Annotated in this window: 6 protein-coding genes; all 6 read right to left on the bottom strand. The window is 30.1% G+C overall.

Annotation, left to right across the window (positions count from 1 at the left end; all coding sequences use genetic code 11):
* Nucleotides 1-413: type IV pilus biogenesis protein PilM (gene pilM / locus Q0649_RS21010; protein ID WP_298846465.1), on the bottom strand; the 413-nt coding region annotated here is incomplete at its 3' end.
* Nucleotides 414-580: 167 nt separating this feature from the next.
* Complete coding sequence (locus tag Q0649_RS21005) at nucleotides 581-1,063, bottom strand: type II secretion system protein (protein WP_298846463.1); 483 nt, start codon at nucleotides 1,061-1,063, stop codon at nucleotides 581-583.
* A gap of 253 nt (nucleotides 1,064-1,316) precedes the next feature.
* The gene (locus Q0649_RS21000) at nucleotides 1,317-2,525 is read right to left on the bottom strand and encodes a type II secretion system F family protein (protein ID WP_298846460.1); all 1,209 of its coding nucleotides are present in this window, start codon (nucleotides 2,523-2,525) and stop codon (nucleotides 1,317-1,319) included.
* Nucleotides 2,526-2,538: 13 nt separating this feature from the next.
* Nucleotides 2,539-4,218: a GspE/PulE family protein gene (locus tag Q0649_RS20995; RefSeq protein ID WP_298846468.1), complete on the bottom strand. Its 1,680-nt coding sequence runs from the start codon at nucleotides 4,216-4,218 to the stop codon at nucleotides 2,539-2,541.
* 909 nt (nucleotides 4,219-5,127) lie between these two features.
* On the bottom strand, nucleotides 5,128-6,300 hold the full coding sequence (locus Q0649_RS20990; RefSeq protein ID WP_298846457.1) for an NADP-dependent malic enzyme: 1,173 nt from the start codon (nucleotides 6,298-6,300) through the stop codon (nucleotides 5,128-5,130).
* Nucleotides 6,301-6,606: 306 nt separating this feature from the next.
* The gene (locus tag Q0649_RS20985; protein ID WP_298846455.1) at nucleotides 6,607-7,368 is read right to left on the bottom strand and encodes a hypothetical protein; all 762 of its coding nucleotides are present in this window, start codon (nucleotides 7,366-7,368) and stop codon (nucleotides 6,607-6,609) included.
* Nucleotides 7,369-7,388: the final 20 nt, after the last annotated feature.

Below are 7,388 nucleotides of genomic sequence, written 5' to 3'. Positions count from 1 at the left end.
ACTACTGCAAATTTTGCCTGCTTTATATTTTCATCTTCAAACTCTTCTAATATTTTATATTGCATTATATAATCATCAAACTTAATTGGTAAATATCTTTCCATCTGAAACTTTATTATAGAATCCATATCCTCTTTTTTTGCTACCGGAATATCAATGTCTCTAGTTATAACCGTTGTACTTTTGGTAGTTATAATAATATTTTTACATTTTATATTTTCCACTTGCAAAACATCTGAAATTCCATTTTTCAATTTAGTTACATCTAATATATTTCCATCATGATAACACCCTATTGGAGTAATCATAGTAATGGCTTTTTCTATAGTAACGTTTCTTCTATTTTGTGTTCCTAAAACTATTTTTATATTTTGTGAACCTATGTCTATGGATAAGACTTTTGAGTTGAACATTGGTGGTCACCTCTTTTAGTGTATTTATTTAAATAAGCAATATTAACTTCCAGTTATTATTACTTACCCTAAGGTCGTAATTATAACTAGAAGTTTGTATTTGTTCAAATCAATATTATTAATCAAAGTTTGTTAATGTCCCCCGAAGGGTTGAACTTGCTATTTTCCTATTGTGGAAATACTTTTGTGCTGTTAGTGTTAGGACCCGCATATACTTTAACATCACCTGAATCAGATATTGTTATTGCCCAATCAGTACCAGTTGAAGTCTTGGGTACACTTTGAAGATTATTAGCGATATTGGCGGCTATTGTGTCACTAAGACCTGTACCATCTCCTGAAGGCATTATCGCAGAAGTTCCAGGTGCTACTCCTGTTGTAGAACCTTTTAGAAATATTAGCCCTGACGAATTTTGAGCAGGAAGTGCTATTTTATCATCTGATATTAATGTTGCAACAGCTGTAGCAATGATTTTGCCTGATGCTATATCAGCCTTAGCCTTAGCCGTAGCTTGGAACCCACTTAGTCTTGGAATCGCAATAGCAGCTAAAATCCCCAAAATTGCAATAACTACAATAAGTTCGATTAAAGTAAACCCTTTTCTCTTCTTTTTCTTAATTACATCCATTTTCATTATGCTCATTTCCATTAATAATTCCCCCTAATAAATAAATTTTTATATAATAACGATAAAACTACAAAACTTTTTTGTTACTAATATTTGTACTATACATGTTATTATTTTGTAGTTTTATCATATTAATCATCTCCTGCGGAGCTGTAATATCAACGACTTCAGAATGTGATTTAGACATCCACTGAAGTTTTAATTTTGCTATGGTAGTTAACTCCCACTTATAGTAGTAGGAGACTTTCCTTCTGAAATGTCGTTAATCAAATTATTATTGAACTGTACTAGACATAGAAAATATTGGTAGCATCATTGCAATTACTATAAATCCTACAATTACTCCCATTACTACAATCATAAGCGGCTCTAGCATTGTAGTCATTTTCTTTATTGATGTCTCTAGCTCCTCATCATAAAAGTTTGCAGTCTTATCCAATATATCGTCTAGTGAACCAGATTCTTCACCTATTTTTATCATTGAATGTAACATCATTGGGAATATTGATTCTGATCCCAATGCTTCGGCTAAAGATACACCTCTTAGTACTTTTTCCTTGATTTTTTCTAAAGCATTTTCTGCCACTTTATTACCCACTACTTTTTGCACAACTTCTAGTGCTTGTACCAAGGGTACACCACTAGCTATTACTGTAGATAAAGTTCTAGTAAATCTAGATACAATTGCTTTTTCTGTAAGATCTTTAACTACTGGCAGTTTCAATTTTATTTTATCTAGTGATAACCTGCCTTGTGGAGTATTTATATATTTCTGCATACCATAAATTGCTCCACCTACAACTACAATTATAATGTACCATTTAGTTAATATAAATTGACTTATTCCCATAACTATTCTCGTAGGTGCTGGTAACGCTACCCCTGAGCTTGCAAACATTCCTGTAAAGGTAGGCATTATAAAGGTTAAAAGAAAAACCACTATTACCACTACTAACCCTGATAGTACCATTGGATAAACCATAGCACTTTTAAGTTGGTTATTTGTTTTATTTTCTTTTTCAAAGTGGGAGGCCATCCTACTCATTATTATATCGAGATTACCACTGACTTCCCCTGTATTAATCATATTTATAAGTAAATCTGGAAACACATCTCTATGTTTACCCATTGAATCTGAAAGAGATACTCCCTTTTGCAGATCATCATGTACTTCATATAAACTTTTCTTTAATTTCTTATTTTCAGTTTGTTTTTTTAGTATATCTAATGCATTAGCAATATTGGCACCTGCATTTATCATTGTGTGAAATTGTCTACAAAAAATGTATAAGTCCTTTGTTTTGACCTTGTCAAAAGATTCAAATAGATCCTTTTGCTCACGTTCTAATACTTCTTTAATTTCAATTGGATAGTAATTATTATCCTCTATCATTGCTAACACTTCATTTTTACTATTAGCTTTATATGTTGCTTCTATTTTTCGACCTTGATGATCCATAACTTTATACTTAAAAGTAGGCACCTACTCACCCCCATTATTCTTTCAAGAACGCTATCTTAGCCAGTTCCTCAACTGTTGTCATTCCTTTTAACACTAAATCAGTACAAGATATTCTTAGCGTTTTCATCCCTTTTTCTATGCTTATGTCTCTTATTTCATCAACACTTGCATTACGCATTATGTACTCTCTGTGTGTGCGGGTTACTTCCATAATTTCATATACACCTATTCTTCCAGAGTATCCACTGTTGTTGCAGTGTCCACAACCTTTGCCTTTGTGAATTAGTAATTCCTCAGCCGAGTGAATACCTAAGATTTCTTTTTCAAATTCTGATGCAGCGTAAATCTCACTACACATTGGGCATATTCTCTTAACAAGTCTTTGTGATATTATACCTGCTATTGCACTTGCTACTAGGTATGGTTGTATGTCCATATCTATAAGCCGTACAATCGCTGAAGGTGCATCGTTAGTGTGTATTGTACTTAACACAATATGGCCCGTTATTGAAGCCCTTGTAGCAATTTCCGCTGTTTCATTATCCCTTATTTCGCCTATCATAACAACATCAGGATCTTGCCTTAAAATTGATCTTAAACCAGATGCAAATGTTAGGCCTGCCTTGGGATTTACGTTTACTTGATTTATTCCATCTACTACGTACTCTACAGGATCTTCTACTGTTATAATATTCTTACTGTTATCATTTAATTCACTTAATAATGTATATAAGGTAGTTGATTTTCCACTACCTGTAGGCCCAGTAACTAAAATTATTCCATACGGATTTTTAAGTATTCTTTCTACTTTTTCTAAGTCATCTTCATTCATACCCAGTTTTTCTTTACCAACCAAAAAATTTTCTCTGTCTAGTACCCTAATAACAACCTTTTCACCATGAATTGTTGGCAAAGTTGATACACGCAAATCTACCTTCTTATTATCTAGAATTGTTAAAATCCTACCATCCTGTGGAATTCTTTTTTCTGCAATATTTAATTCTGCGAGTATTTTTATACGAGTTATAAAAGCATTAAATATATCTTTATTGTATTTAGATATTTCTTTTAAAGTACCATCTATTCTGTATCTTACTTTTATGTAACTTTCAAAAGGTTCTATATGAATATCACTAGCTTTAAGTTTTATTGCATCACTAATTATAGAATCAACAAGTCTAACCGCTGGTGCACTTTTTATATCATCTAATTGTGCTTTATTATCTTCCTTATCCTCATTTGTTTCTTGAGCTTTCGATAAATCGTCAGCAGCTTTTTTAGCACTTTGACTAGCATAATATACATCAATTGCATTTTTAATTTCTTTTGTTGATGTAATAAATATTTCGACATCAAAGCCTGAAGATATTTTAACGTCATCTATCGCAAATATATTTAAAGGGTCAGACATGGCAATCTTTATTTTGTTTTCTTCCATACCAAACGCGACTAAGTTATACTTTTTTGAAATAACTTCTGGAATTAATTGAACAACCTTTTGCTCCATCTCTTCCATATCTAAACGTACTCTTTTTATGCTTAATTGTTTCTCTAAAACTTCTAAAATATCTTCTTCAGTTAAAACCTCATCTTCAATAAGAAGTTCTCCTAGCCTTTTTCCAGTACCTTGCTGTCTTCTAAGTACTTTATTAAGTTGTTCATGAGTTATCTTCCCAGCTTCAACTAATAAATCACCCAATCTTTTTTTTGCCATATTCTTCATTGGCTATGCCCCTTTATTGACTATAATGTATATTGTTTTCATCTGTATTTTTACTATTAAATGTTTATATAATGTTTATATATTATATACATTTTTCTATATTATACATTGTTTGTTATTCCTATGCAATATCATTTAAAAAAAATTTCCAATTTTTTAAAAGCTAGCTATAGCCTAGCGTGCTAGTGTTTTATTAGGGGGTAATAAAATTCTTTTAACTATTTACATAATAGTATAATTTAATACAAATTATTTGCTATATGTAATTTTTAAGTCTTAAAAATTGAATTTGAATTAAATTATAATTTAAGCTGCTTAATATTATTAAATGCAAAACAAATTTGTTTACTCAATAATGATCGACATTGTTTTATTAATTTTTATTCTAATAATTTTTATTTTATTAATTTCAATACAAAAAATTATAACAGCCAATTTATATATAAAACTATAAATTGACTGTTAAGCAAACCCTAATTCATTTCTTATGTCTGTGATAAGGCACCTTCCCTTCTGTTGCAGTTGTTTAAATTACATTAATACTACTTTGTTTTTGGTTGACTATAATTGAAACAATTGATATAACATACTTAATTTTTTAAATTTTTAACCTTAAATCTTAAATCTTAGATATTTTCTTTTAAATCTTTGTACTTCTTTAATCCAAATTACTTTTTTTAATTAAATCTTGAATTAGGATTTGCAAGAAGAATTAACTTCTTCTTGCTTATATAATACCATGATAAAATATGATTGTAAAGCTATTTTTTTAATATTCAGACAATTTTTTATAATACATAAAGTTCCATAACTATTTTTTTCGTTTATTTTTTTGTTATTTGGAGACATATCTTTCTTTTGAGGTATGCCTCCTTTACTTTACAAATACACCCTGTTATTTTATATTCTTGCTACGCCTGTATCTCTTGCAGCTTTGGAAATTGCTTCTGCTACTTTCGTTGCTACACCTTTATCTAGTGCACTTGGAATTACATTATTTTCATTTAAGTCTTCATCTTTTATATAATTTGCAATAGCATAAGCAGCTGCAAGCTTCATTTCTTCATTTATCTCTTTTGCTCTTACATCTAAGGCACCTCTGAATAACCCTGGAAATACAAGTACATTATTTACTTGATTTGCATAATCAGAACGTCCAGAGCCTACTACTCTTGCGCCTGCTTTTTTAGCTTCATCTGGCATTATCTCAGGTGTTGGGTTTGCCATTCCAAAAACTATAGAATCTTTATTCATAGATTTAACCATATCAGCTGTAACAATTCCTGGAGCTGAAACTCCTATAAATACATCTGCGCCTACTAATGCATCACTTAAATTTCCTTTTATGTTTTCTGGATTAGTTATTTCTGTAAGAGCCGTTTTAGCATCATCAATCTTCTCCATTCCTCTGTAAAGTATTCCTACCTTGTCACAAGCGATTAGATTCTTAACTCCTGACCTTAGTAAAAGCTTTGAAATTGCTGTTCCTGCAGATCCTGCACCATTTATAACAACCTTTAAATCGCAAAGTTTCTTTCCAACGACTTTAGTAGCATTAATGAGTCCCGCAAGAACTACGATAGCTGTTCCATGCTGATCATCGTGAAATACTGGTATATCTAATATTTTTTTAAGCTTCTCCTCTACCTCAAAACATCTTGGAGCGCTAATATCTTCTAAATTTATTCCACCAAAACCTGGAGAAATAAGTTGTACTGTACGGACGATTTCATCTACATCCTTTGTATCTAAGCAAATAGGAAAAGCATCTACGTTTGCAAATTCTTTAAATAGTATTGCCTTCCCCTCCATAACTGGAAGCCCTGCTTTAGGTCCTATATCTCCAAGGCCTAAAATAGCTGTACCATCTGTAACAACTGCAACCATATTTCCTTTAGCTGTATATTTGTATACGTTTTCTTCTTTTTCATGGATTTTTCTACAAGGTTCAGCAACTCCAGGTGTATAAGCAAGTCCTAAATCCTCTTTTGTTTCTATTTTTACCTTTGATCTTATTTCAAGTTTACCAGTATATTTTTCATGCATTTTCAAGCTTTCTTCAAAATAATTCATTTAGTATCTCTCCTCTTTGTTATATTATTTATAAGTTTTCATAATTAATATTTATGTTTTATTTGTTGATATCATTATAACAACAAATTCAATATAATTAAATATTTAAAAACTTAAAAAATCTTTGTGGTCATTAAAAAATCAATTTTCGGTTTAAAACCAGAGTAAATAGCATTATTACTTAAAGAAAAGGAATCTATAAAATTAATAATATTATTTAAAATGCAAAAAAGTAACACTCCACAAAATGGGAAGTGTTACTTTTAAAAATTTATTTAGAAAATACTATTGGAAGTTAAATAAATTCTATGAGAGATCTAACTTCTTATCTATTAAATAAGATGAGGTCATAAATAATCCAATGAAAATAATAATATTAAATATAGTTTGAGCAATGTTTACAGTAAATGCTCCGTTTGATGTTGTTGAATTAAGATTCAACACACTACCGTTGGTTATTGTAAAATTAGTCAAATCTAATGTTTGTGGTAATACCACCATAAGTTTAAATGATAACCAACTTATTAATGAAGATATTATTATAAAAATTACAAAAGATCCTATCTTGCCTATTTTTTTTCCTTTTAAAGCTACTTTTCCGATAATCATACAAAAATATATTATAGTTAAGAAAGAAATAATCATCCATATATAACTAATTAAATAAAATATGACTGAATTTATCTTAATACCTTTAAAAATATTACTAAATGATATTTCATCAGTTAGTGTCAAATAAGACATCAAGAAAGATACAGCAACAACTATTGATATTTGAATTAGTGCAGTTACAAGCCTTGACGTTATTATCGATTTTCCAGACTGTGGTAGTGTAAATAACAAGTAGCCTGAGTCTCCATATAAATATTTACTAATTATTTTTAGTGAAGCTATAAATATTACTATTATGGATCCAATAATTAAGCACCCAGATAATGCAATTATAGTAGTACTACTCCAAGTTCCCTTCTTTGCCATAAGAAGTAGGCTAGCAACTATAACTGTTATACAAATACCAACTATAGTCAGAAAATTTGCTCTTAATTCATATTTTACAAGTTTAAACATTACTGAAATACCTCCCTATA

This window comes from uncultured Clostridium sp. (assembly GCF_937920395.1).
Lineage (GTDB): Bacteria > Bacillota > Clostridia > Clostridiales > Clostridiaceae > Clostridium_AD.
This window is presented reverse-complemented; position numbering and strand designations above follow the sequence as displayed.